The organism is Thalassovita mediterranea (genome assembly GCF_001458435.1).
In the GTDB taxonomy this organism is placed as follows: domain Bacteria; phylum Pseudomonadota; class Alphaproteobacteria; order Rhodobacterales; family Rhodobacteraceae; genus Thalassobius; species Thalassobius mediterraneus.
On sequence record NZ_CYSF01000007.1, the window covers coordinates 178,265 to 202,380 of the forward strand.

The 24,116-nt window shown below is 58.3% G+C and carries 20 protein-coding genes and 1 tRNA gene; 9 read left to right on the top strand and 12 right to left on the bottom strand.

The features are described from left to right. Both TM5383_RS08260 and TM5383_RS08265 read right to left on the bottom strand, forming a co-directional pair. Entirely contained in the window at window positions 1-1,059 is a 1,059-nt protein-coding gene (locus TM5383_RS08260; RefSeq protein ID WP_058318570.1) for a fatty acid desaturase, read from the bottom strand. A gap of 142 nt (window positions 1,060-1,201) precedes the next feature. Continuing rightward, window positions 1,202-1,735, bottom strand: a complete 534-nt coding sequence (locus TM5383_RS08265) for an invasion associated locus B family protein (protein WP_231725081.1) — start codon at window positions 1,733-1,735, stop codon at window positions 1,202-1,204. 182 nt (window positions 1,736-1,917) lie between these two features. Between TM5383_RS08265 and TM5383_RS08270 the strand changes: the two genes are divergently transcribed. Further along, complete coding sequence (locus TM5383_RS08270) at window positions 1,918-2,919, top strand: asparaginase (RefSeq protein WP_058318571.1); 1,002 nt, start codon at window positions 1,918-1,920, stop codon at window positions 2,917-2,919. Between the two features lie 78 nt (window positions 2,920-2,997). On the opposite strand, the gene TM5383_RS08275 is transcribed toward TM5383_RS08270, so the two are convergent. The 7 genes from TM5383_RS08275 to TM5383_RS08305 form a co-directional block, all read right to left on the bottom strand. Next, window positions 2,998-3,480, bottom strand: coding sequence for an RNA pyrophosphohydrolase (locus tag TM5383_RS08275; protein ID WP_058318572.1), 483 nt, complete (start codon window positions 3,478-3,480; stop codon window positions 2,998-3,000). Between the two features lie 103 nt (window positions 3,481-3,583). Continuing rightward, window positions 3,584-4,915 carry a S41 family peptidase gene (locus TM5383_RS08280; protein WP_058318573.1) on the bottom strand — a complete coding sequence of 444 codons (1,332 nt, stop codon included), beginning with the start codon at window positions 4,913-4,915 and terminating at the stop codon, window positions 3,584-3,586. Between the two features lie 3 nt (window positions 4,916-4,918). Then, window positions 4,919-6,058, bottom strand: coding sequence for a murein hydrolase activator EnvC family protein (locus TM5383_RS08285; protein WP_058318574.1), 1,140 nt, complete (start codon window positions 6,056-6,058; stop codon window positions 4,919-4,921). Continuing rightward, window positions 6,055-7,587 carry a 2,3-bisphosphoglycerate-independent phosphoglycerate mutase gene (gpmI, locus tag TM5383_RS08290; RefSeq protein ID WP_058318575.1) on the bottom strand — a complete coding sequence of 511 codons (1,533 nt, stop codon included), beginning with the start codon at window positions 7,585-7,587 and terminating at the stop codon, window positions 6,055-6,057. The genes TM5383_RS08285 and gpmI overlap by 4 nt, the downstream gene beginning before the upstream one ends. A gap of 129 nt (window positions 7,588-7,716) precedes the next feature. After that, complete coding sequence (rlmH, locus tag TM5383_RS08295; RefSeq protein ID WP_058318576.1) at window positions 7,717-8,187, bottom strand: 23S rRNA (pseudouridine(1915)-N(3))-methyltransferase RlmH; 471 nt, start codon at window positions 8,185-8,187, stop codon at window positions 7,717-7,719. A 4-nt stretch (window positions 8,188-8,191) separates the two neighbouring features. After that, a complete protein-coding gene (gene rsfS / locus TM5383_RS08300; protein WP_076400249.1) occupies window positions 8,192-8,614 on the bottom strand; it encodes a ribosome silencing factor in 423 nt (140 codons plus the stop codon). A gap of 150 nt (window positions 8,615-8,764) precedes the next feature. Next, a complete protein-coding gene (locus tag TM5383_RS08305) occupies window positions 8,765-10,129 on the bottom strand; it encodes a mechanosensitive ion channel family protein (RefSeq protein WP_082645436.1) in 1,365 nt (454 codons plus the stop codon). 75 nt (window positions 10,130-10,204) lie between these two features. Here TM5383_RS08305 and TM5383_RS08310 point away from each other — a divergent pair, with 75 nt between their 5' ends. From TM5383_RS08310 to leuD, 4 genes are all read left to right on the top strand, one after another. Next, window positions 10,205-10,948, top strand: coding sequence for a sulfite exporter TauE/SafE family protein (locus TM5383_RS08310; RefSeq protein ID WP_058318577.1), 744 nt, complete (start codon window positions 10,205-10,207; stop codon window positions 10,946-10,948). Between the two features lie 229 nt (window positions 10,949-11,177). Further along, complete coding sequence (gene leuC, locus TM5383_RS08315; protein WP_058318578.1) at window positions 11,178-12,587, top strand: 3-isopropylmalate dehydratase large subunit; 1,410 nt, start codon at window positions 11,178-11,180, stop codon at window positions 12,585-12,587. 4 nt (window positions 12,588-12,591) lie between these two features. Then, window positions 12,592-13,956 carry a glycosyltransferase family 4 protein gene (locus tag TM5383_RS08320; protein ID WP_058318579.1) on the top strand — a complete coding sequence of 455 codons (1,365 nt, stop codon included), beginning with the start codon at window positions 12,592-12,594 and terminating at the stop codon, window positions 13,954-13,956. 19 nt (window positions 13,957-13,975) lie between these two features. Then, a complete protein-coding gene (gene leuD, locus TM5383_RS08325; RefSeq protein WP_058318580.1) occupies window positions 13,976-14,581 on the top strand; it encodes a 3-isopropylmalate dehydratase small subunit in 606 nt (201 codons plus the stop codon). Window positions 14,582-14,686: 105 nt separating this feature from the next. Here the strand turns inward: leuD and TM5383_RS08330 are convergent, their stop codons facing one another. Then, window positions 14,687-15,487: a LuxR C-terminal-related transcriptional regulator gene (locus TM5383_RS08330; RefSeq protein WP_058318581.1), complete on the bottom strand. Its 801-nt coding sequence runs from the start codon at window positions 15,485-15,487 to the stop codon at window positions 14,687-14,689. A 539-nt stretch (window positions 15,488-16,026) separates the two neighbouring features. Between TM5383_RS08330 and TM5383_RS08335 the strand changes: the two genes are divergently transcribed. From TM5383_RS08335 to leuB, 3 genes are all read left to right on the top strand, one after another. Then, on the top strand, window positions 16,027-16,857 hold the full coding sequence (locus TM5383_RS08335; RefSeq protein WP_058318582.1) for a hypothetical protein: 831 nt from the start codon (window positions 16,027-16,029) through the stop codon (window positions 16,855-16,857). A 47-nt stretch (window positions 16,858-16,904) separates the two neighbouring features. Continuing rightward, window positions 16,905-17,864: an endonuclease/exonuclease/phosphatase family protein gene (locus TM5383_RS08340; protein ID WP_143570301.1), complete on the top strand. Its 960-nt coding sequence runs from the start codon at window positions 16,905-16,907 to the stop codon at window positions 17,862-17,864. Between the two features lie 98 nt (window positions 17,865-17,962). Continuing rightward, complete coding sequence (gene leuB, locus TM5383_RS08345; RefSeq protein ID WP_058318583.1) at window positions 17,963-19,066, top strand: 3-isopropylmalate dehydrogenase; 1,104 nt, start codon at window positions 17,963-17,965, stop codon at window positions 19,064-19,066. A 60-nt stretch (window positions 19,067-19,126) separates the two neighbouring features. Here the strand turns inward: leuB and TM5383_RS08350 are convergent, their stop codons facing one another. After that, window positions 19,127-21,271 (bottom strand): ATP-binding protein, encoded by a 2,145-nt coding sequence (locus tag TM5383_RS08350; protein WP_058318584.1) that lies wholly within the window; start codon window positions 21,269-21,271, stop codon window positions 19,127-19,129. A gap of 67 nt (window positions 21,272-21,338) precedes the next feature. Further along, the gene (locus tag TM5383_RS08355) at window positions 21,339-23,579 is read right to left on the bottom strand and encodes a hybrid sensor histidine kinase/response regulator (protein WP_143570303.1); all 2,241 of its coding nucleotides are present in this window, start codon (window positions 23,577-23,579) and stop codon (window positions 21,339-21,341) included. A gap of 411 nt (window positions 23,580-23,990) precedes the next feature. Here TM5383_RS08355 and TM5383_RS08360 point away from each other — a divergent pair. Continuing rightward, window positions 23,991-24,067 (top strand) — tRNA-Pro (locus TM5383_RS08360). Window positions 24,068-24,116: the final 49 nt, after the last annotated feature.

Consider the following 24,116-nt stretch of genomic DNA (forward strand, 5'->3'; position numbering starts at 1 on the left):
TTAGCCGTATAGTTGACGCGCCTGTGCGAAGCTTAGCAAACGCTGGGTTTTGTCGTCCCACAGGTGCAGGCGGGCATTGCGCAGGCTTTCGCGGATGTTCATCCGGTTGATTTTGGCCAGTTCTGCGTGGTCCTTCAGCACCTCTGGCAGGCGGTAGAAGGGGATACGGCTATAGACGTGATGCACATGGTGAATGCCGATATTGGCGCTGAACCATTGCAGCACTTTGGGCAGGACGTAGTAGGACGATCCATAAAGCGCAGCATGCTGCATGTGCCAGTCACTGTCGGGCGCCCATTGGGTGCATTCAAACTGGTGCTGTACATAGAACAGCCACATGCCGATGGTGGCGGCAATCAGGATAGAAGGCAGCGCGATCAGCAGCAGCGGGGCCAGACCGCCGAAATACCAGATCACACCGAACAAAACGGCGATTGACAGGTTGGTGGTCATCGCCGACATCCAGTAGCGGCGCTGATTCATCAGGCCAAGTGGCAGACGGTTTTGCAGGAAAAACAGGTAGCTGGGACCAAACCCGAACAGAATAAACGGGTTGCGGTACAGGCGATATTGCAGACGCCCCCACTTCGACAGCGCCTGATATTCTTCAACGGTTTTGGTGTGGACATCGCCCATGCCGCGGCGATCTAGATTGCCTGCGGTGCCATGGTGGGCCGCGTGGGTGCGGCGCCAGACGTCATAAGGTGTCAGGGTTAGAACGCCGATGATCCGACCGGTCCAGTCGCTGAGGTGACGGTTGGCGAATAGGGCGCCGTGGCCGCAATCGTGCTGGATCGCAAACAGACGCAGAAGGAACAGTGCATTCACCGCACCTAGGGCGAAAGCCAGCAGATAACTGTAGCCGCTGACCCACCATGCTAGCGCCCAAATCGCCAGAAACGGCAGCAAAGTGATTGCCACTTCAGTCAGGCTGCGACTGGTGCTGGGATCGCGGTAGCGGGCCATGATGCGGACCCATTTCTGGGCATCTGCCTTTGCTTTCTGCGATGTGGTGGAGGTGGGGGACTCGGGGGTGTCGAGGGTGCGCTCTGCTGCCATTGGCCTTCGGTCTTTTGTGGTTCGAACCCGCATAGACCAGTGGTGCTATTTCGCAAGGAAATAGTGACGTAGGGGCAAAAATAAACCCCGATTGCGCCATTGGCGATCGGGGTTTGCTGTTTCCACACCGGATGGGCTGCGTTTATTTGCAGCGCGCCTGTGCTTCCTCGATCGCGGCGGTGAAGCCCGAGAGGGAAAATGTGTCTTTGGTCGTGGTGCGGCTGCGCTGGGACAGACCGGTCACTGTGGCGGAGCGGCCGCGTTTCATTGCGGTGATGATTTTAGCGTCATCGGCCGCGCTATTGGTCCAAGCCCATTCGCCCTGGGTGAACAGATTGAATTCGGCGCCGTCAATGTTGATTGTTACAGGCACACCAGATGCAAAATTATACCCACCCGTAAAGGCCAGTTGGCCCTGTACCCCAGAACCGGGGCGGTAGAATGCCATCAGCAAGATATCACTGCGTTTGACCGAAACGATGCGGCCTTCGCGGGTGTTGACGGTTTCTTTGGGGGCGGCAACAGCCCAGCATTCCTTTGGATTGCTGTCTTCAAACACGCTCCAATCGGTTTTGGTTGCAACCTCATTGGTGCTGCTTGCCTGCGCTACCGCAGTGCCAGCGGTTGCCAGGGTCATTGCTGCCACAATCAATCCATGCGCAATACGCGATACCATCTAATCCAGCCTCCAGCTGTTCTTGCCTCAAATCGTGTCCGGCCTGATCCACGCCCAGCTTGGGCTGGCGTTTTAGTGTGGAAACAGGCACATCTGTCGCGACAGTGCTACATTAACGCAAAAGTCGCCAGCAACGAAAGGCCGATTGGCGGATTTTCGCGAAACATCGAGGAGAGCGAGAGATGACAGCAGCAGTGCCATTGGTTGAAGTCTGGCGTGGCGATTTTCTGGAGAGCCTGCATTGTGGCCACGCGGTGATCTGCGGCGCCGATGGCCAGATTGTTGAGGCATGGGGCGATCCCCACGCCGTTGTTCTGCCGCGCTCTTCGTCCAAGATGTTGCAGGCGCTGCCGTTGGTGGAAAGCGGTGCCGCCGATGCCCGTGGTCTGACTCCTGCCCATCTGGCATTGGCCTGCGCGTCCCACAATGGTGCCCCGATCCATGTCGAACGGGTCAACAATTGGTTGGCAGACTTAGGGTGTGGGGATGATGACTTCCGCTGTGGCCCACAAGAAAGCCGCGATGACGCGTTGCGCATCCAGATGATCCGTGACGGGCAGTCGCCCTGTCGTGTGCATAACAACTGTTCGGGTAAACACGCGGGCTTTCTTACGTTGAAACAGCATTTGGGTGGCGATGCGGAGTACTGCCAGATTGATCATCCGGTTCAGCAAGCCTGCCTGGATGCCTTTGAGAACGTCACTGGTGAAAACAGCCCAGGCTTTGGTATCGACGGCTGTTCGGCACCAAACCATGCGGCGACCTTGCACGGTATTGCCCGCGCGATGGCGTTTTTCGCGGCCGCCGAGGAAGACGGCGATGCCCGCCAAAGCGCGGCTGCGCGCCTGCGCAATGCGATGGTGACCTATCCCGAACTGGTCGCCGGTGAAGGCCGCGCCTGCACCGAACTGATGCGCGCCTGCGGCGGGCGGGTCGCATTGAAAACGGGGGCCGAGGCGTTCTTCATTGCAATCATCCCAGAGATGAAACTGGGCGTCGCGCTAAAGATTATGGATGGCACGACACGCGGCGCCGAAGCGGCTATTGCTGCGATTTTGGTGCGGCTTGGCATTTTGGATGCGGCGCATCCTGCCGCACGCAAATTCATGACGCCTGCGATTCGCAATTGGGATGGGCTGGTAACGGGTGCAATCCGCCCGACGCGGGCGTTGCAATTCGCCTGATCCGCCGTTGGTGGACGAATTTACGGGAACACTAAATAGGCGCCACCGTTGTTGGGGCGCCTATTTTATTGAGAAGTGTCAGAGATGATCTGCAAAGGCGTTTAGGACGCGGGTGTAGACGTCTCGTTTGAAGGGAACGATGTTTGCCACCAGTTCGTTGGCAGGCAACCAGCGCCATTCGGAAAATTCGGGGTGGTCGGTGGCAATGTTTACGTCGCTGTCTTGCCCGTTGAAACGCAACAGGAACCATTTCTGTTCCTGCCCCCGGTAGCGGCCTTTCCAGATGCGGGGCACGATGTCATGGGGCAGATCATAGGGCAGCCAGCCATCGGTTTCTGCGATGATCTCTGCCTTGTCAGCGGTTACGCCTGTTTCTTCCCATAGCTCCCGTAGGGCCGCATCGCGGGGGGCTTCGCCTTCGTCCACGCCGCCTTGGGGCATCTGCCAGGCTGGGGTTTCGTTATCCAGGCGCTGACCAACAAATACATGGCCATCTGCGTTTATCAGCATCACCCCGACACAGGGGCGGTAGGGCAATTTGGCAATCTCTTCGGGTGTCATCTGTCGATCCTGTGTTGCAGCGTAGGGCTTTGGTTCTGACTAAATGAAAAAGCCCCCGGTTGGAACCGGAGGCTTTTGAATGCCTATAGCATTGAGTGTGCGATTACTCTTTCGCCGCGATGGCCGACAGGCCTTTCAACAGGTCGATGGCATAGGCCAGCTGATAGTCGTCTTCGCGCAGTTTCGCAGCCTCTTCGGCCTTGGCGCGCTCTTCTTCGATCTGCTGGATCTCATCCTCGGACAGCGAGTCGTTGGAGAGCGAACCGCGCAGGTCCGCCTCGGACCGGCTGTTGCGGTTGGCTTCCTCTTCCTCGGCGTCGGGGCGGCGGCGGGGTTGTTCAACGACGATGTCAGGCGACACGCCAAGGTTCTGGATCGAACGGCCCGACGGTGTGTAGTACCGCGCAGTGGTCAGGCGCATGGCGCCGTTGGAACGCAGCGGCATCACGGTTTGGACCGATCCTTTGCCGAAACTCTTGGTGCCCACTACGATCGCACGGCGGTGATCCTGCAGCGCACCGGCTACAATTTCGGAGGCAGAGGCAGAGCCGCCGTTGATCAGTACAACAATCGGTTTGCCGTCGGCCAGATCGCCTTCTTTTGCGTTGTAACGCTCTCCTTCACCGGGGTTGCGGCCACGGGTCGAAACGATCTCGCCGCTTTCAAGGAAGGCGTCGGAAACGCGGATCGCTTGTGTCAGCAGACCACCGGGATTGTTGCGCAGGTCCAACACGATGCCGTTCACTGCGTCCAGACCGCCCAGATCCTCGGCCGCCTTCTCCAGACCAGATTTCAGGTTCGGGAACGTTTGGTCGTTGAAGGTGGTGACGCGCAGCACCACGGTGTCGCCCTCGGTACGGGTACGTACAGCGGTCAGCTTGATGGTGTCGCGAATGATCGAGATGTCGAAGGGTTCGGGTTCGCCTTCGCGTACAACGGTGATCAGGGTTTCACTGCCCACGGGACCGCGCATCAGTTCAACTGCATCATCCAGTGTCAGGCCCAGCAGGGTTTCGCCGTCTACATGGGTAATGAAATCGCCTGCCTCGACGCCCGCTTCGCTTGCTGGGGTGCCGTCGATGGGCGAAACCACTTTAACAAAGCCTTCTTCTTGCGTGACCTCGATGCCCAGACCGCCGAACTCGCCACGGGTTTGCACCCGCATGTCAGCCGCATCATCCGGCGACAGATACGAGGAATGTGGATCAAGCGATGTCAGCATGCCGTTGATGGCTGCCTCGATCAGATCTTTTTCATCAACTTCTTCGACATACTGGGCGCGAATACGCTCAAAGATGTCACCGAACAGATCCAGCTGTTCATAGACATTGGTCTGAGTGTTGTTTTCTTGCGCCAGCAGGGGACCTGCCACCTGCGTGGTGGCGATCACCCCAGCCAGAGTGCCGCCCAATGCGGCCATCACAAATCTCTTCATGGGTTAGTTGTCCTTCCCGGTTGCGAACCACGCGACCGGGTCGACCGGGGCGTTGTTTTCTCTGACCTCTATATAGAGCGTTTCTGAGGCGGCAGTTCTACCCCCCTCACTAGCCTGTGACACAATCGTGCCGATTTGTGCATCCTGTCCGCCCATCAGACCGATCGGACTGCCGGATGGTAGGACTTGCCCTGCCTCTCCATAGACCACATCCAGTCCTGCCAGCACAAAGAGCAGATCCGCCTGTGGTTCCAGAATCACTACGTTGCCATAATCCAGCAACGGGCCGAGGTAACGGATGGTCGCCGCTGTAGGTGTCGTCACCAAAGCGCGCGGGCGGGTGGCCATGATCAGGCCGGGGCGTTTGATGCCAGCTGCATCCGCTTCGCCTGCGCGGCGCAGGATGGTGCCCTGAACGGGTAAAGGCAGTTTGCCTTTGCGGTGGCTCATATCGGGCAGCGATCCGGGCGCCTCGCCTTCGGCAATTTCGCTGAGGCCGGAGGCGAAACCCGCCAGAGTTTCAGTCGACGCGATAAGGATCGCGGTTTTTACCGGATCCTCGGTAAAGCGGCGGGGCAGGTTGGTGCGATCTGAAATAGCTTGGCTAAGATTGCTACGGGCCTGCTGCACACCGTCCAATCCGCGCGACAGAGTGTCGACAGCGTTTTCCTGTAGGGCACGTAGCATGGCGACCTCTTCCAGCTTTTCGCGCAGAGCGCTGGCACGGTCGGTCAGTGCGGGCGTCACATCGGCCAGCAGCATGCCGGATCGCGCAGTGCCTGTTGGCCCATCAGGGTGCAGGGCCAGAACCGGATCAGGGGTCGCGGCGATGGATTGCAACACACCGAGGAGCTGGGCCACCTCTGCCTCGCGCGATTGCAGCTCTGCTGTTAACTGCGCCTCACGCAGGGAGACACGGCGCAGACCTTCGCGCATCGCTTCCAGCCCATCCTCATAGGCGCGCAGCGTTTCAGACAGTGCTTTCACTCGATCGCGGGCCTTTTCGGCGCGGGCCAATGCCTGTCCCGCCTGATCCAGACGGATTGCTGCAGCCTCTGCCAAGGCGGCGGGATCAGTCGTCTGGGCCGCCGCCAAGGGCGCGAGGCCCATCAGGCAGAGGGAGAGGAGCGCGGCGCGAATCATTCGGACAGGAGGCTCTGACCGGTCATCTCTGCCGGTTGGTCCAGCTCCATCAGCTGCAACAGCGTCGGGGCCAGATCCGCGAGACGGCCGTTGCGCAACACCGCACCTTCGGGGCCACCGATCAGTGCAACAGGCACGGGGTTGATGGTGTGGGCCGTATGCGGGCCGCCGGTTTCAGGGTCCACCATTGTTTCACAGTTGCCGTGATCTGCGGTGACGATCATTGCGCCACCCGCTTTCTCCAGCGCCTCAACCACGGCACCCAGACCTTGATCCACGGCTTCGCAGGCCTTGATCGCCGCATCCAGATCGCCGGTGTGGCCGACCATATCTGGGTTGGCGTAGTTGGTGACGATCAGGTCATAGCCTTCTTCAATCGCGCGGACGAAGTTTTCGGTCACTTCCGGTGCGCTCATTTCTGGCTGTAGGTCATAGGTCGCCACCTTTGGCGAGGGGGCCATGTAGCGGTCTTCGCCCACCTCGGGGTCTTCCTGACCGCCGTTGAGGAAGAAGGTCACGTGCGGATATTTCTCCGTCTCGGCCAGACGGAACTGACGTTTGCCCTGTTTGGCCACCCATGCGCCCAGCGTGTTGACGATGTCACGCGGCGGGAAGACGGTGTTGAGGTAGGCGTTATGGCCTTCGGAATATTCCACCATGCCCAAGAGTGCAGCCCAGTCAGGCCGGGTGCCAATGTCAAAGGCGTCAAAACCCGGCTCACCAATGGCGCGCAGGATTTCACGGGCACGGTCGGCGCGGAAGTTCAGGCAGAAGAACCCATCGCCATCCTTCGCGCCTTCATACCCTTGGATGACGGTTGCGGTGATGAACTCATCGCTTTCCTCGCGCTGATAGGCGGCATCCACCGCGCGGCGGGCGTTGATCGCGCTGCCGCCTTTGGCGTGGATCATTGCATCATAGGCCTCTGACACCCGTTCCCAACGGTTGTCGCGGTCCATGGCGAAATAGCGGCCCGTCACGGTGCCCACGCTGGCCCCTTCGGGCAGCGCTTCGTTCAGCTGTTCAACGTAGGTAAAGGCCGATTTGGGCGCCACATCGCGCCCGTCGGTCACGGCATGCAGCACAACGGGCACACCCTGATCGGTGATCGCCTTGATTGCTGCAATGATATGGGTCAGGTGGCCGTGTACGCCACCATCGGAAATCAGCCCCATCAGATGCGCGGAGCCACCGGATGCCTTCAGCTTGGTGGCAAACTCCACAATCGCCTCGGCGCTGTAGAAACTGCCATCTTCAATCGACAGGTCAATCTGCCCCAGATCCATCGCTACCACACGACCGGCACCGATGTTGGTGTGGCCCACTTCGGAATTGCCCATCTGACCGCTGGGCAGGCCTACGTCGGGTCCGTGGGTGATCAGCTCTGCCGAGGGGCAGGTTTCCATGATCCGGTCAAAGGTCGGGGTGTTGGCCAGCGCAGGCGCGTTGGCGCCGTTTTCAGCGCGTTTGCCCCAACCATCGAGAATGCACAAAACAACGGGTTTCGGATGTGTCGTTTGCTGTGTCATGGCCTGCCCTCTTATACCTACCCGCTATCTAAGGGGGTCTGAGAGAGGGGGCAAGCACTCTACCGGAATTGGCGCAAATCAGGCGGAAAGCGCTGCGTTTGTGCCGAAATCTATGCGATTTAAGCGCATTTAAACGCGGTGATAGGGGCTACCCGCCTGAATGGACGCCGCGCGGTACAGCTGTTCGGCCAGCATCACCCGCACCATCATGTGGGGCCAAACCATCTTGCCCAGCGAAATGGCGAAATCCGCCCGCGCGCGTAGGCTGGGATCAATGCCGTCGGCACCGCCAATAATGATCGCCAGATCCTGACGGCCATTGTCACGCCATTCGCCCAGTTTGTCGGAAAACTGGGGCGAGGATAGCAGCTTGCCACGTTCATCCATCACGCACAGCAACGCACCCTTGGGGATCGCCCGATCCAACAGCGCCGCCTCGGCTGCCATGCCGCCACCCTTTTTGTCCTCAACCTCATGAAAGGTGAGGGGGCCAAGGCCATGGGCCCGGCCAGTGCGGTCAAAACGTTGGGTATAGTCGTCAACAAGCGCCTTTTCCGGGCCGGTACGCAACCGGCCCACGGCGCAGATGTGAACCCGCATGGGATCAGCCCTGCGGTTTGTCCGGCGAAATGCCGTCCTGCCACATCTTTTCCATCTGGTAGAATTCGCGCACTTCGGGGCGGAAGACATGTACGATGATATCGCCCGTGTCGATCAGCACCCAGTCGCCGGTGGCTTTGCCTTCGATCCGGCTCAGACGGCCCAGATCCTGCTTCAGCTTGTCGACCAGTTTTTCCGAGATGGCAGAGACCTGGCGCGACGAACGGCCAGAGCAGACGACCATGTAGTCGCCGATCGAGGTTTTGCCGCGCAGATCAATCTGCTCGATATCCTCGGCCTTATCATCTTCGAGAGAGGCTAGGATGATTTCCAGCAGTTCTTCGCTGGTGACATCTTTGGGGGCGGCGCCGGACTGGCCAGCCGCAGTTTCGTTGAGAGACAGGACAATGTCCTCCTTCTTGCACACGCCGCGATAAGCCCCGGCGCCGGACTGTTTTTAGATTAGCACCGGATATGTGGAATCTCAATCTGGGCTTCAAGCGGGAAAACGCAGCAATTTGGCCAAATCGGTCTCGAAGTTGCGTATTTGAGCCCGAAATCTGGGGCGGAGCGTGAATCACTGCTCTGTTTGCGGCAGCATGCGTACCTCATGCTGTGGGAATGGGATGGAGATGCTGTGGGCCTGAAATGCATCCCACAGCGCCAGATAGACGTTGCCACGGATGTTGGTCAGCCCGCCGGTGGGGTCTTCGATCCAGAAGCGCAGGACGTAATCCACCGAACTGTCGCCGAACCCGATGATGTGACAGACGGGGGGCTTCTTGCTGAGGACGCGGTCGACGCTTTGCGCCGCCTCAATCGCGATGCGGCGCACCAGATGCGGGTCGTCGTGATAGGCGGTGCCAAAGTTGATATCGAGGCGCACGAAGTCGTTGGAATGCGACCAGTTGACCACCTGTCCGGTGATCAGATCCTCATTCGGGATGAGGTATTCCTTGCCGTCCCGTGTGACCACGCTGACATAGCGCGCGCCCAAGGCCTCAATCCAGCCAAAGGTCGCCCCCAGCGAGATGACGTCGCCCGGTTTGATCGACTTATCCAGTAGGATGATCACCCCACTGACGAGGTTCGACACCACCTTTTGCAGGCCAAAGCCAAGGCCGACACCGATTGCACCGGATAGAAACGCTAGACCGGTCAGATCCACGCCCACAGCCTTCAGTCCAAGGAACAGTGCCGCACAGTAAAGGGCGAGTTGCAGGAGCTTGATCAACAGCACCTGCATTGAAGGCGAGATTTCATCGTTGCGCCTGATCCGGTCCGAACTGGTGCGGCTGAGGAAGCGTGCAACAGTGATCAAGGCACCCAAAACGATGACGGCCTGCACAACGGTCCAGAGAGACAGGTGCAGATCGCCGAAATCAATCGCCGCGCTTTCCAGAATGGCGCGGGCAGTATCGGTCAGGTTCAGGATCGACAGGGTGACCCAAATCCAACCCAGATACCGGACACCGGACCGTAGGAATTTGTTGGTGATCAAACGGGTGGCGACTGCGATGATCAGCCACGCCAGCGACAATTGCGCGATGATTCCCAACATATAACTACGGCTGGGCCATGTGACCTCGCGCATGATCCAAACCGTGGGCCAGATCAGCGCAGCAAAGAGGATCAGGTTCAACCGCTTGTGCAGGATCACCAGTAGGCGCATCCGCCATGTTGGCATCCCTGTCAGGGTGCGCATCCAATCATGTAGACGTGGCGCTAGCAGTCGGGTCAGCAGATAGGCGGCCGCAATCAATCCCAGCGCAATGGCCACCTGATAGGCATTCCACGGTCGCAACAGCCCGGTCAGGAACCGTTCCAGATCTGCGGCCAGCCCCAATGCCAGCTCTTCGGTGCTTTGGTCCGGGATGTTGCCATTCGCGGCCTCTTGGGCGGCCTCAGCGGCGGCGGTGGTTTCTGCTTCGATTTCCTCCATGTTGGTACTGTTGCATGGGCAGGGTCGCCGGACAATCTATTTGCGCCAAAGCTGTCTGGCGGCTAGGCATCAGGTATGTTTGACATTCTTCTGATCCTTGCCGCTGGCTTCGGTGCTGGCATCATCAATGCGCTGGCCGGTGGTGGCACCTTTCTGACCTTTCCGGCGCTGGTGTTTATCGGCATTCCGCCGGTGGCCGCGAATGCCACCAGCGCGGTGGCGGTGTTTCCGGGCTATCTGTCGGCGGCGCTGGGCTTTCGCAGTGAGATCGAAGCTTTGCCGCGCCTTAGCCTGTGGCGGGCCTGCGTGGTCACTCTCGTTGGGGGATTGATCGGTGGGCTGTTGTTGCTGGTGTCCTCGAACGAGGTGTTCGCGGTCATCGTGCCCTTCCTACTGTTGGCGGCAACGCTGGCCTTTGCCTTTCAGGCGCAAATACAGGGCTGGATGCAGCGATCCGCGCTGAGTGCTACGCCATACGGTACCGTAGGGTTGCTGTTGGTGTCGATCTATGGCGGCTACTTCAACGGTGGTCTGGGTATCGTCCTCTTGGCGCTGTTTGCGCTCTGGGGGATGGAGAGTCTCAATCAGATGAACGGGCTGAAAAACGCGCTGTCTTTCGTGATCTCAGCCATATCGGTGGCGACCTTTGCGTTGGCGGGTATTGTGGTGTGGCCGCAGGCGGTGATGATGGCACTGGCGGCGATTGCAGGGGGATTCGCGGGCGCGCGATTGGCCAAGATGCTGCCGAAGTCAGTGGTGCGCACAGTGATCATCGTGATCGGTTTTGGCATGTCGGCGGTATTTTTCGCCCGAATGTAGGCGCCATGTGATCCTGCGCAGCCTTGCGAAATGCCCCTGTCGGGTGTAGGGAAGGGGCGCAATGAAACGTATTTTCGACATCGACGACCGCAGCTTTTTGCCCTGGCGGTTCTTTGGCGCCAAGCGCGCCGTGCTCGCCTGTCTATAAGCGATGCGCCTGCCGATTTGGCGGGCTTTCGCCGTTTCTACCAAACACCCCACATCCGAAGACAATCCACGGGAGAGGACCATGACCGCCCCGAAGACACTCTATGATAAAATCTGGGACGCCCACGTCGCGCATGAAGCCGAAGATGGGACCTGCCTGCTTTATATCGACCGCCACTTGGTGCACGAAGTGACCAGCCCGCAGGCCTTTGAAGGTCTGCGCATGGCAGGCCGCAAGGTACACGCGCCGGACAAAACCATCGCTGTGCCAGACCACAACGTCCCCACCACCGCGGGTCGTGAAGACCCCGCGCAGATGACCGAAGAAAGCCGCATTCAGGTTGAAGCACTGGATAAAAACGCCAAGGAATTCGGCGTGCATTACTATCCGGTGTCTGACGTGCGTCAGGGCATTGTACACATCGTTGGCCCTGAAAACGGCTGGACCCTGCCGGGCATGACCGTTGTGTGCGGCGACAGCCACACCGCGACCCACGGCGCGTTTGGCTCGCTGGCCCACGGCATCGGTACCTCCGAGGTGGAACACGTTCTGGCCACCCAGACCCTGATCCAGAAGAAATCGTTGAACATGAAGGTGGAAATCACTGGCAAGCTGAAGCCGGGCGTAACCGCCAAGGACATCACGCTGGCGGTGATCGGTGAAACCGGCACCGGCGGCGGCACCGGCTACGTCATCGAATACTGCGGTGAAGCGATCCGCGATCTGTCGATGGAAGGCCGTATGACCGTCTGCAACATGGCCATCGAAGGCGGCGCACGCGCTGGCCTGATCGCGCCGGACGAAACCACCTACGAGTACTGCAAAGGCCGCGCTCATGCGCCGAAAGGTGCTGCGTGGGAGCAAGCGGTTGAGTACTGGAAAACCCTGTTCACCGACGAAGGCGCGCATTTCGACAAGGTTGTCACCCTGCGCGGCGAAGACATCGAGCCGGTTGTAACCTGGGGTACCTCGCCTGAGGACGTACTGCCGATCACCGGTGTTGTGCCGTCGCCCGAGGATTTTGAAGGCGGCAAGGTAGAAGCAGCCCGTCGTTCGATCGAATACATGGGCCTGACCCCCGGTCAGAAACTGTCGGACATCGAAATTGACACCGTCTTCATCGGGTCCTGCACCAACGGTCGTATCGAAGACATGCGCGCTGTGGCCGAAGTGGTCAAAGGCAAGAAGATCAAGGAAGGCATCCGTGCGATGATCGTTCCTGGGTCTGGTCTGGTCCGCGCCCAAGCCGAAGAAGAAGGTCTGGCCGAAATCTTTGAGGCTGCCGGTTTCGAATGGCGTCTGGCTGGCTGCTCCATGTGTCTGGCGATGAACCCCGATCAGCTGTCCGAGAATGAGCGCTGCGCGTCCACCTCGAACCGTAACTTCGAGGGTCGTCAGGGCTACAAGGGCCGTACTCACCTCGTCAGCCCCGCGATGGCAGCCGCTGCTGCGCTGACCGGCAAACTGACCGACGTGCGCGAGCTGGTGTAAACCCATGTGTGCAACGCTCTCCCATTCTGGATCAAAGGACCGTCTCCGCGTGCTTGTCATCGCGGAAGCGGCCAATCCTGAATGGGTGAGTGTACCTTTGGTCGGCTGGTCACTGGCGAACGCCCTGCGCAACGAATGTGACGTGCATATCGTCACACAGGTGCGCAACCGTGAGGCTTTCCTGCGGGCAGGTCTGGTGGAAGGGCAGGATTTCACCGCCATCGATACGGAATCAGTGGCGCGTGTGGTCTACCGCATGGGTGAGGCGCTGCGCATGGGGCAGGGCAAGGGCTGGACCCTTGTGACCGCCCTGTCGTCGCGTTTGGCCTATCCGGTGTTCGAGCGCAAAGTCTGGCAACAGTTCGGGTCCGCGATCCGCACTGGCGCCTATGACATTGTGCATCGGGTGACACCGCTGACGCCTACGGCGAACAGTTCGCTGGCGCCCAAGTGTCATTCGGTTGGGGTTCCTTTTGTCATGGGGCCGCTGAACGGCGGTGTGCCATGGCCGCAGGGCTTTGATCAGGAACGGCGCGCGGAACGGGAATGGCTGTCCTATGTGCGGGGGGCGTACAAGCTGTCCACCGCGCGGCGGCGGATGCTGGAGGCTGCCACGGCGATCATCGCCGGGTCGCGCTTCACCGCGTCTGATATGCCAAAACAGCACCGGGATAAGATCACCCTAGTGCCGGAAAATGGCATTGATCCTGACCGTTTTGACCTCTCTGCCACGCTGCCTGCTCGCGGTGCATCGCGCCCGTTGCGGGGCTGTTTCGTTGGTCGTCTGGTGCCTTACAAGGGGCCGGATATGCTGATCGAAGCGGCAGCGCCCTTTCTGCTGGATGGGTCTTTGACCCTCGACATCATTGGCGATGGGCCGATGCTGGCGGGGCTCAAGGCGCAGGCGGAGGATCTGGGCGTGGCGGACACCATCACCTTCCACGGCTGGGTCGCACATGAAGATGTGCAATCCATTCTGGGCCGCGCTGACATGCTGACCTTCCCGTCTGTGCGGGAATTCGGCGGCGGCGTGGTGTTGGAAGCGATGGCGCTGGGCGTGGTTCCGGTCATCTGCGATTATGCCGGTCCGGCAGAATTGGTCGATGAGACGACAGGCATTAAGGTGGCGATGGGGTCACGGGGCGATGTAGTCGCGGGTTTCCGCGCTGCATTGGCATCGGTTCTGGCTGCGCCGCAGCAGTTGGCCCCAATGGCACAGGCCGCCCGCACAAAGGTACAAACGCATTACACATGGGCCGCCAAGGCCCGCCAAATCAAAGACATCTATCATTGGGTGCTGAACCGCGAGGGCGCAATTCCCCGCCCCGCACCGCTGGAAACAGCGTTGTGGCACCCGCAAGAAACCTAAAAACCCAGGAGACTGAGTTATGGAAAAATTCGAAAAACTCCAAGGTATCGCCGCGCCTATGCCGCTGGTGAACATCGACACCGACATGATCATCCCCAAAGTGTTCCTGAAGTCCATTCAGCGCAGCGGCTTTGGTGTGAACCTGTTTGACGAAATGCGTTACAACCGCGACGGCAGCGAAATCCCTGATTTCGTGCTGAACAAACCGCAGTACCGCGATGCAGAAATCCTGATCGCTGGTGACAACTTCGGCTGTGGTTCGTCGCGTGAACACGCCCCTTGGGCCATCGCGGATTTTGGCATCAAGTGCATCGTGTCGACCTCTTTCGCAGACATCTTCTTCAACAACTGCTTCAAGAACGGCATCCTGCCGATCGTGCTGCCGCAGGAACAGGTTGATGTGCTGATGGCAGACGCGGAAAAAGGCGCCAATGCCCGTATGACCGTCGATCTGGAAGCGCAGGAAATCACCACCTCGGACGGTGTCAGCATCGCCTTTGAGGTAGATGCGTTCAAAAAGCACTGCCTGCTGAACGGTCTAGATGACATCGGCCTGACCATGGAAAAGGCCGATTCGATCAAATCCTACGAGGAAAAGCTGACCGCGCAGCGTCCTTGGGTGTGATCCTATCGCCCTGTCAGGGTTGAGTGAGACAACAAAAACCCCCGCCGGAAACGGTGGGGGTTTTCTCTTTTGGAAAGGGACGCTGATGATGCTGGTCGCGTGGGGTTAAAGGTGGCGCCACACCTCGGGCAGTGTGTGCAGCTCCGCTGGGGGTGGCATATCACCGGTGTTCAGCAGGCCCAGTTGGCCAGCTTTGGCGATGGTTTCCATATCGTTGCGCGTGCCCAGTGCCTTGCGTACGCGCGCCATATGGATATCGACAGTTTTGGGATTGGCGCGATCAATCTGATAAAGAATTTCCTTCACCCGCAATCCTTGCGCTTTCAGCCTCAGGACTGTCAGGTTCATATCGCTCAGGTCTTTTTGTTCGACAATCTCGTCTGCCCAATGACAGCTTTTGTGGAAATGGCTGGCCAGTGTTTCGATCACAAAGCGATGGCGCGCGTAGTGGGCGTCGTTTTTGGCCCTGCATCCGTTTCGGTTGTATAGGCCGATAACGCCGCGCTGACCGTTGTGATTGACTGGAATCACGACGCCGCCTTTGACGTAGTCTTGTACCTCTGCCACGACGCGGGCAAAGGGCGCGGGCAGATCGCCGGATTGCGCACCTTGGTAGAACGCGCTTTGCATCATGGGATCTTGGCGCACGGCGGCTAGAAACAGAGAGAGATCAAACTGTACGTAGCCACCCTTGCGGTAGCGGTCGCGCCATTCATCAGACAAACCAGTACGCTTTGGCACAAAGTGGCTGTAGATATCCCGATGGGAGCTGGTGTTCAGGTAAATCCCGTAATGCACACCATCGAACTTAAACTCGTCACGCATGAACCCAGTGAAAAGGCTGAATTTGGCCTCTAGGGTTGTTGCATTTTCAATGGCTTGCAGGAGTTTTATTTGTTCAGACATAGTATTCGCATCATCGATTGGGCCACTGGTTTATCGCCGAAACGGGTGATTTCCATATGGAGATTTCTCCATATGTCAGACGCGGGCCTATACGTATAGGTAGGTCCTGCTCCCTCGAGAGGTTTGTTGCCGATTATGGCGCGAATCTCATATTCGAGTATTTCCGATCCGCATCAGCGGCTGCCTGGGCAAGGGCAATAAGTTGGTGTCAGAAAGCTTTCAAACTTTTCGGGGTCCGGCCTATTGGTCGGGCCCTTATTTCATGCGGTGTTTGCCAATTATGGTGCCTATTTTCGGCCGTATGGCAGCTGTCTTGCGTTAATATTGCGTGCCCAGAGAGCAGCCAGTTGATGCAATCTGGCACCAGTTTTCAGCCCAAACCCATGAAACTGCCGTTCTTTTTGGCGCAGCGGGTTGAGCGATCTGAACAAACAAGGCAGAATTGGGGCAAGAATGAGGCAGGCCGTCTTAGGACGGCAACAAGTTGGACAACGGATGGGGCAACGTATCACATCTGGCCAACATGAAGGGATCGGGTTGTGTTCGAACGTCTGGCAGGCGCGGGAGTGCGGGCTATTTGGGTGTCATTGCTGGTGGCAATCCCCTATTTGCTGCTGCCTGCAGGTCTGGGCGATGCAACAGCGCTGGTGGTTTTGTTGGCCTTCCTTGCGGGCCTGATGACCTTTCTTGAATACGCGACCCATTATCCGTCAGTTCTGGAATTTCGAGATGCGCCCCCGTTGAACCGGATGCGGTTTGCCGCTGCCTTTCTGGTGGTGCTTGTCTTGTCGTTGATCCTGCGCGCAGACCACAGCCCGACCCAATTGGGTCTTTTGTTGCAGGCACTGGGGCAGATGCTGGGGAATTGGCTGGATTTTCCTTATTCTCCTGTGCGCTTGGCCATTCTGGCGCTGCCTGCGGATGCCCCACAATCGCTGATCGATGCGGTGCGGATGGCCACGGCGTTGGCTTATGCACTGGCAGGTTCGGTTTTGGTCTTGTTTTTGTTGGTCCTGCATTTCAGCGCGTGGCCAGTGCGCGGTGGTGCGTTTAACGTCTGGGTTAACCTGCCGATGTTTGACCCCACCAAAGGCGACGTACTGCTGCGCCTGCAGCGTGATGCGCGTATTAACGTAATGTTAGGCTTTATCCTGCCATTCTTGTTGCCGGCTGTTCTAAAAGGGCTGGCAGGATGGGTGGACCTCAAGGTGCTGACAAACCCTCATGTGCTGATTTGGTGCATGATGATTTGGGCCTGCTTGCCTGCGAACATGATTTTGCGCGGCATCGCGATCGGGCGCGTGGCCGACATGATCGACGAAAAACGCCGCCGCACGTATGCCGAGGCGAAACTGGTCGATTCGGCCTAATCGTCTGGGCCGCTGCCCTCTCGCTCCTTTTCTTTTGCTCGCTTCCTGTGCCGACGTGGGCGCAGGACATACGCATTGCCAGCTATAATACGGCCCTCTCTCGCAAGGGGCCTGGGCTTTTGCTGCGCGACATAGAGCGTGAAGATCCTCAGGTTTTGGCTGTGGTGGCCACTATCGTTGAGGCGCGCCCCGATGCGATTTTGTTGCAGGATTTCGACTATGACTATTCCGCACTAGCGCTTGGGGCTTTGTCCGCGGCGTTGGATCGATCAGGGCTATCGCTGCCGTACCATTTTGCGCTGCGTCCAAACAGTGGCTGGCAAACCGGGTTGGATTTGGATGGCGATGGTCGGATAGGCGGTGCGCGTGATGCGCAGGGGTTTGGGCGCTTTTCGGGGCAGGGTGGCATGGCGCTACTGTCACGCCACCCAATCGACACAGGCGGCGTTCAGGATTTTTCCCGCTTATTATGGCGCGATGTCCCTGGCGCACTTGGGCCAGAGCAGCCGGATGTACTGCCGAAAATACATCAGGACGTGCAGCGCCTCAGTTATGTGGGACATTGGATGGTGCCGGTGATGATACCACAAGGGCGGCTGACCCTGTTGGCGTTTCATGCCAGTCCACCGGTATTTGACGGCCCAGAGGATCGCAATGGCTATCGCAATGCTGATGAACTGCAGTTGTGGCTGGCCCTGTTGGACGGTTTGATGGGGTCACAGCCAGACGGACCCATCGTTCTGCTGGGGGATGCCAACAACGATCCCTATCGCGGCGAAGGTCACAAAAAGCCGATCAGGGCGTTGCTAAACCACCCCCGATTGCAAGATCCCTTGGCGCAGCATGGCGCGACTGTGGTTTGGGAGCAGACAGGGCCAATGCGGGTCGATTATGTTTTGCCCGATGTCTCACTGTTTGTGCGTGGTTCTGGCCAAAGCGCACCCAACCCGACAGCCAGCCGACATCGGCTAGTCTGGGTCGATATCCGCCTGCCCGAAACCCGTTAGCGCCAATATAGTGAAATTGCCAAATTGCCCTTCATTTCTTGACCAATTCCACCCCAGAGGGTAGGCGTGTGCCGACAGATTAAACCGAGGAAAACACTATGACCAACCCTTCGCTTCTTATCCTGCCCGGTGATGGCATTGGCCCCGAAGTTATGGCCGAAGTGCGCAAGATCATCGACTGGTTCGGTGCCAAGCGTGATCTGGCGTTTGACGTCAGCGAAGGTCTGGTTGGTGGCGCAGCTTATGACGCGCACGGCACCCCGCTGACCGACGAAACCATGGAACAGGCACAGCAGGCTGATGCAGTTCTGCTGGGCGCCGTTGGCGGCCCGAAATACGACGATCTGGACTTCTCGGTGAAGCCCGAGCGTGGCCTCTTGCGCCTGCGCAAGGAAATGGACCTCTACTCCAACCTGCGTCCGGCACAGTGCTTTGATGCGCTGGCCGACTTCTCGTCGCTGAAAAAAGACGTGGTTGCCGGTCTGGACATCATGATCGTGCGCGAACTGACCTCGGGCATCTATTTCGGTGAGCCGCGCGGCATCATCGAAGAGGGCAACGAACGTGTGGGCATCAACACCCAGCGCTACACCGAGTCCGAGATCGACCGTGTGGCCCGCTCGGCGTTCGAACTGGCGATGCGCCGCGACAAGAAACTGTGCTCGATGGAAAAAGCTAACGTGATGGAATCGGGCATCCTGTGGCGCGACGTTGTGACCGAGGTGGCCAAAGACTACCCCGAGGTTGAGCTGTCCCACATGTACGCCGACAACGGCGCAATGCAGTTGGTACGCGCCCCGAAACAGTTTGACGTGATCGTCACCGACAACCTGTTCGGCGACATCCTGTCCGACGCGGCGGCGATGCTGACCGGTTCGCTGGGCATGCTGCCCTCTGCCAGCCTCGGTGCGCCAATGGCCAACGGCCGCCCCAAAGCGCTGTACGAACCCGTACACGGTTCCGCACCCGACATCGCGGGTCAGGGCAAGGCAAACCCGATCGCCTGTATCCTCAGCTTCTCGATGGCGCTGCGGTATTCCTTCGATCAGGGTGCAGAGGCGGATCGTCTGGAAGCAGCGGTTGAAAAAGTACTGGCCGAAGGTGGCCGCACCGCAGATCTGCTGGGCGAAGAGGGTGTGACCCCGCTGTCGACCTCTGGCATGGGTGACGCAGTTATCGCGGCCCTAGACGCAAGCCTCTAAGCTGCGTTTCATGATGTAGCGAACGCCCGCCCGGGAAACTGGGCGGGCGTTTTTTATGGGCTACAGCATCTGTTCCAGCTTTTCACGCAAGCTGTCCAGTTTCAAAGGCTTGGATAAATAACCGTCCATTCCCGCATTCAGGCAGCGCTCTTCTTCGCCTGCCAATGCGTTTGCAGTGACCGCAATGATGGGGATCGGCGGTGTTTTGGCGGCGGCTTCGTTGTGGCGGATCTGCCGTGTGAGTTCGAAGCCGTCCATGACCGGCATATGGCAGTCGGTCAGGACAATATCGAATTGTTCCTGTTGCCAAAGTTGCAACCCTTCGGCCCCGTCTGAGGCCATGTTGTGCGCATAGCCCAGAATATCCAGCTGTTTGCCCAACACTGTTCTGTTAATTTCGTTGTCCTCTACCACCAGCACGCGGGGGGCTGTGTCTGATGCGATTTCGGCGGCTGCCGCGGGTTCGTCAACAGAGGTCCAATGCGTACGTTGTTCGAAGATAGTGGGCATGGGGTCGCCATTGGGCCGGCAGGTTTCTGCGATTGCCTTCATCATGTCGCTCAGCAACATCGGCTTGATCTGCACCAATGCACTATTGGGACCTATCCGCCCGAACCGCGCTGCCCGTTCCGAAGAAAAACGTACGATGCCGCAATTGGGTAGCAGCGCGGATAGCTCCTCCTGCACTTTTTGCGCGCGGTCCTGTTGTTCGGTAGGCAGTAGAATGACAGCATTAGACGCGTAGTTGCCTTGGCGCACCTCATCCACAGAATGGATGAAATGCACGTCAGCACCGCTGCGATTGAGCATGTCCTTTAGGCCCGCAGACACATTGATATCATCGAATGGCATACAGAGGATCTGAGTGCCTGAAATGTCATGCAAACGACTGTCGCCGGGGGCCGCAGGCAGCGGCAAGCTAACGGTGATGTCTGTGCCTTCGCCAAAGGTGCTGTTGACGGTGATCTCGCCTTCCAGCAGTTCGATCAGGTTTTTGGTAATGGTCAAACCCAGTCCGGTGCCCGAGACTTGCATCTTGGAAACGCCGTCGCCCTGCGTAAAGGGCTGGAACAACGCCTTCTGCATTTCTGCGTCCATGCCGATGCCGTTGTCTGTCACCTGAAACCGCACCATCCCATCGGCACAGCGTGACACGCGTAGTGCGACGTCACCGCGGCGTTTGGTGAGGCGGCGGGCTGAAAACTTGATTGCGTTGCTGCTAAGATTTAGCAAAATCTGCCGGATGCGACCGCCATCTGTGGTGATGTACGCGGGCAGTGTTGGGTCGATATAAAGCCGCACGCGCACATCTGCTTCATCGGCCAAAGGTCGCAGCATCGCTGCAACACCTTCGATCAATGGCAGGAACTCTGTCCGGTGCAGGTCCACCTCCAGCTTGCCAGCCTCGATCTTGGAGGCGTCCAGAATGTCGTTGATGATCCGCAACAGTGACAGTGCGGAGTTGCGCATGGTGCCTGCTACAGGCGCCTGGCGATCGTCCAGACCCATGTTTTCCAGTACATCCAGCATGCCGATCAATCCGTTCATCGGGGTGCGGATTTCGTGGCTCATGTTGGCCAAAAATTCGCCTTTTGCGCGCGCAGAATGCTGGGCGCGATGCAGTGCTTCTGCGGCATCCCGATTGGCTTGTTGCGTCAGATACGCGAAGTAGGCCAGTTCCAGCAACAAAATGGTCGCAACGGTTAACTGGTTCAGGAAAGACCGCAATTCCGGTTTTAGCGCGGCGGGGGCGATCATAGACGGTGGCAATGTGATACCTAGCGCGTCACGCAGGTGTAGCGGCCCGGCGGCCATTGCGATTACCGCGGCGATGGAGACAAGACACGTGGCCGCAATCATCGCTGTGCGTTCATAGTTCCAGGAAAAGAGCAGGAACGGGAATGCAAGGATGGCAAAGAAATAGAGCGCAGCATATTCGCCACCGGACGGTAGGAAAGCGGCAACCAACATGAAAAGCGTAAGCCAACCCAGCCAAGCTGCGCGCCCAAGCAGGTGCCAGCCACGCCAGAATATCGCTGCGATTACCAGATACGGTGCAAGCGCAATGATCAGCATTTGCACCTCGAAATACTGACCTGTCCACAGGAAGTAGGGCAACCACAGTAGACACGCTGTGATCAGCAATCCCAGTGCCGCGTAGGTCGCCTTAAGCCGGCGGGCAATTTCACGTTGTTTGGTGTTCATTCGGGTGGGACGCAAATACTTGAGATACTGGTGTTAAGGAAAAGACGTAAGGCGAACCGGAGGGATGTCAGGATGTAGAGGCGGTTTTTGTTTCCGCGCGATCATGTCCAAGATGGTAGCGTAGCATGTTTTTGAGCTTCTCCATTTCCACCGGTTTCGCCAGATAGTCATCCATGCCGTGTGCCTGACAGCGTTCTCCTTCTCCCTCTAGCGCGTTGGCAGTGATGGCGATGATAGGGGTGCGGGGTTTGTTTTCGGCCTCTTCGACTTCGCGGATGCGCTGTGTCATTTCGAAACCATCCATGATTGGCATCTGACAATCAGAGAGGATTAGGGAAAACGCCCCGGTCTGCCAGGCCTTGAAGCCCTCTTCGCCGTGTTCTGCCATATCGTGATCATAGCCCATCAACTCAAGCTGTTTGCACAGCACCATGCGGTTGATCTGGTTGTCTTCGACCAGCAGGATCTTGTCGTTCGATTTTGGTTGCGTGTTGTGGGCTTCGGTCTGGGTTGCCTCAGCGTCGGCACTTTTGGAGGGTGCATTGATATCCGCTTGGCGCCTCGAGAGGGCATAGCCCGGATGCGGAGTGGCCTCGGACGTGGGCAGCGCTCCGCCCAATGCAGCGATTGCGCGCATCAGTTCGCTGCCCATCATCGGGAAAATCTGGATCCGGTATGTATGATCATCCAGCAAACCATAACGCACATCGCGTGCCGCGCTGAACCTGATGATCCGTGCCGTTGGCAACAGTGTTTTGAGGTCTTTGGCTAGGGGATCCGCGACGGTTTCATCCGGATTGGGCAGTAGGAATATGGGGTCAGCACCGCTTAGGGGTAGCAGCATACCTAGGTCAGACAGGTCTTTGACCATGTGCATTTTTGCGCCCGCGCTTTCCACCATTGTGGTCAGGCCGTCGCGCGCCTGCTGGTCCAGTAGGTCAAAGCACACAACCTGTAGGCCACTCAGATCCGGTGTTCTTTTCGGGCCATCAGCTGTTTCCAGTGGCAGATCGACGCGCACGCGCGTGCCCTCGGCATTTGGGGGGCGTTCGAACCGGATATGTCCGCCCATCAGCGCAATCAGGGATCGTGTAATTGATAGCCCCAGACCGGTGCCGCCGACCACGCGTCGGGATGTCAGGTCACCGTCGGAAAAGGGCTGGAACAAAGTGGCACGTACGTCATCGCTGATGCCTGTCCCGTTATCCAAGATTTCGATGGTAAAACTGTCACCCTCGCCGCGCTGAACCAACATTGTGACATGTCCTTGGCGTCCGGTTAGTCGTTTGGCAGAGTACTTTACTGCGTTGCTCAGCAGGTTCAGCAGAACCTGACGCAAACGTCCAGAATCCGACCAGATCCATTCTGGCATGGTGGGATGCACCAAGACACGCAAGCGTACATCGTGATTGTCCGCCATACTTTGCATGGTTTGTGTCGCCCCTTCGATAAGGGGGCGCAATTCCACTTTGGTGCGCTCTACCTTTAGTTTGCCGGAATCGATCTGGCTGGCATCCAGAATATCGTTGAGGATGCGTAGCAGCGAAAATGCAGAGTTGCGGATCATCCCGATGGATCGCGCATGCTGTTTATCTGTGTCGGTGGCTTCCATCACTTCGATCATGCCGATCATACCATTCATTGGCGTGCGGATTTCATGGCTCATATTCGCTAGGAAAGCCCCACGAGATCGGGCTGCAGCATCAGCATCGGCCAGTGCTTTTTGGGCTTCTAAGGCGCTGCTGCGATTGAGGTATGCGAAGTAATAGAGTTCCACCATCAATGCCGCGGCTACGGTCATCCGAATGCCCCAGTCGACAGTATCGCCGCGCAACGGAGATGGCGGTGGCATAGCCGGAACCCAGGCAAGATTCCCAAACCGGTCGTAGCTCAGCGCGATGGCCGTGATCAGCCCCAAATATCCCAAGGCCAGCCATTGTTGGCGGTTTTCCGTGCTGGAAGAAAAGAACAAGAAGGGCAGTCCAACGATGCCTAGGAAAATCAATTCCAGATCAACGGCAGCGCTGTAATAGAGGGTTGTCGCCAGCAGTACAGGTGGGAATGCCAGCATCCAAAATACCCGCGCCCCATGGTCATAGCGCAGCGCGAACATCAGCATCGCCATCCAGCTGGGCCAGCTGGCAATCGCTGCGGCGGCCATCGCTGTGCTATCGCCGTAGATCAGGAAAATAAAACACCAAAGCGCCCCCACAAGACTGCTAAGCGCCGCGACCATGCGGGCCAGACGTGTGCGTCTTTTCTTATCCTGCGTTGCGAGGTCGAGGCGTATATCGGCCGATGCAGTCACTGTGCTGGCGTTCTCTTTGCTGGTCTTTAAGGGAGGACGGGCTGGCGGGTGATTTGAGGATCCTGTCGGTTTCTATGGTAGGTTTAGTGTGTTCCCGCTGCGGCAGAGTGTCAATTCTTTGCGCTCCATTCTTTGTTAACGGCCTTCTGGTTGTGTTTTGTTAGCATAGCGCAGTCTTTTCGATGAAGTGCAGGCGGAGGCCGCGCTTTGTCGGTTTGTAGGCGACAGCGCGGCACGCAGAGGAGCAGGGCGTTGGTCATCATCAGATGGTTTTGTGGTGCGTGCGGGCACAACGAAATTCATGGCGAGCGCTTGACAAGGCAGAGCAAATCTCCGATAGAGCCTGCACTTTACGAAGCGCCGCTTGGCAGGGTCCCGAAAACCTGCCGTTCACAAGCCCCGTTTCGGTGTCGGAGTGTAGCTCAGCCTGGTAGAGCACTGTCTTCGGGAGGCAGGGGCCGGAGGTTCGAATCCTCTCACTCCGACCATTCAAAAAGGCGCCTTAGGGCGCCTTTTTTGGTTCTGGATACCTTAATT